The sequence below is a fragment of the Fusobacterium sp. SYSU M8D902 genome, from assembly GCF_040199715.1.
GTDB lineage: Bacteria > Fusobacteriota > Fusobacteriia > Fusobacteriales > Fusobacteriaceae > Fusobacterium_A.
Map to the genome: position 1 here is coordinate 1 of NZ_JBEFNA010000064.1, position 1282 is coordinate 1282.

Genomic DNA, 1282 nt, shown 5'->3' on the forward strand with positions numbered 1-1282 from the left:
TTCTCTAGTTCCAACAACAGTATCCATTTCCCAGTGTCCAAGCTCCTCGCGATTATTAATAAATTCTGCTCTTTCTTTAATACTTCTTCCACCAGCTTTTCTAATTCTTTTAATAATTTTTCTTGGGTTATTCTTCTTACGGTAATACGGAAGATCTTTTACACTTAGAATTAAAAAAATTTCTGCTACAATATAGTTATATAAAGTTTTTAGACAAAAATTTACTTCAAACCCTGCTTTCTTCGCTAATTCTAAAGCAACATATGGAGACACTTTATCATTAAGTATTTTATCTTCTATAAAATTAGCTAACTCGATATTTTTATCTATCTTTAAATTACTTTGTTTAGTCTTTTGAAGTTTGTCATATCTTCTTTGAGACTTCTGCGCCGAATACTTATCATATGGTTTTAAATTAGTGTCTAATAGACCTTTAACCATCCCTCTTTTTTTCTCACGATTAATAGTCCTAACACTAACTCCAATAATAGTTGCTATTTCTTTTAAAGTAACATTTCTTTCTAATAAAGTTTCAATTTTTACTCTCTCTTCATAAGATAAATGTTTCCCTTTTTTTCTTTCTGTGATATAATATTTATGATTCATAGTCAACTCCTTTATGGTTTGTTTCGCAGCTATATCATAACATAGAATTGACTATGAATCTTTTTTATTTTTTGCTTTTTAAAAGCGACACTTTATTTTACCATTTAGAATCATACTATTACATTTAAATTAAAGGAGAATAGTGAAAATGAATTTTAAACTATTTAGTGAATTTTCATATAATTTATTTTATTCTAAAATAAAAATAAACAAAAATAATTCTGCTGAAACTATACTAAAAAAAGAAGACAAAATTTTAGAGCAATTTAATAAAAATTTAGAAATTATTCATTATCCATTCCTAGAAAGTATTTTAAGAATTAAAAACTATCAAATTTCAAATGATTCTAGAGAAACTTTAAATAGTCTAAAGCAAGTAGAAAAAGAATTTGTTAAAAAAATTATTTTTTTTGATAGAAGTTCCATTTTTAGATATATAAAAAAAAATTAAAAACTATAAAAAGAAGTATGTATGAAAAGGCAAGTTTTCAAACTTTAAGGAGAAAAATAGTATGAAGAGAGAGTAAACTCTCTCAATTAACTCTAGAAAGAACCAAAAATAACTTGTAAAACACAAAAATTAAGAATTTCATATATTGAAAATGAGAGGATTTTTCCTCTCATTTAATCTATATATCTAAATTCAACTTTCTTACCCTCAAAGGCTACTCCTATT

General features: G+C 24.8%; 2 protein-coding genes. One reads left to right on the forward strand and one right to left on the reverse strand.

All coding sequences use genetic code 11. The features are described from left to right. The coding region (locus ABNK64_RS11040) for an IS30 family transposase (protein WP_349764425.1) at positions 1-606 on the reverse strand (606 nt) is incomplete at its 3' end. A gap of 148 nt (positions 607-754) precedes the next feature. On the opposite strand from ABNK64_RS11040, the gene ABNK64_RS11045 reads away from it, so the two are divergent. Further along, a complete protein-coding gene (locus ABNK64_RS11045) occupies positions 755-1057 on the forward strand; it encodes a hypothetical protein (RefSeq protein ID WP_349764426.1) in 303 nt (100 codons plus the stop codon). Positions 1058-1282: the final 225 nt, after the last annotated feature.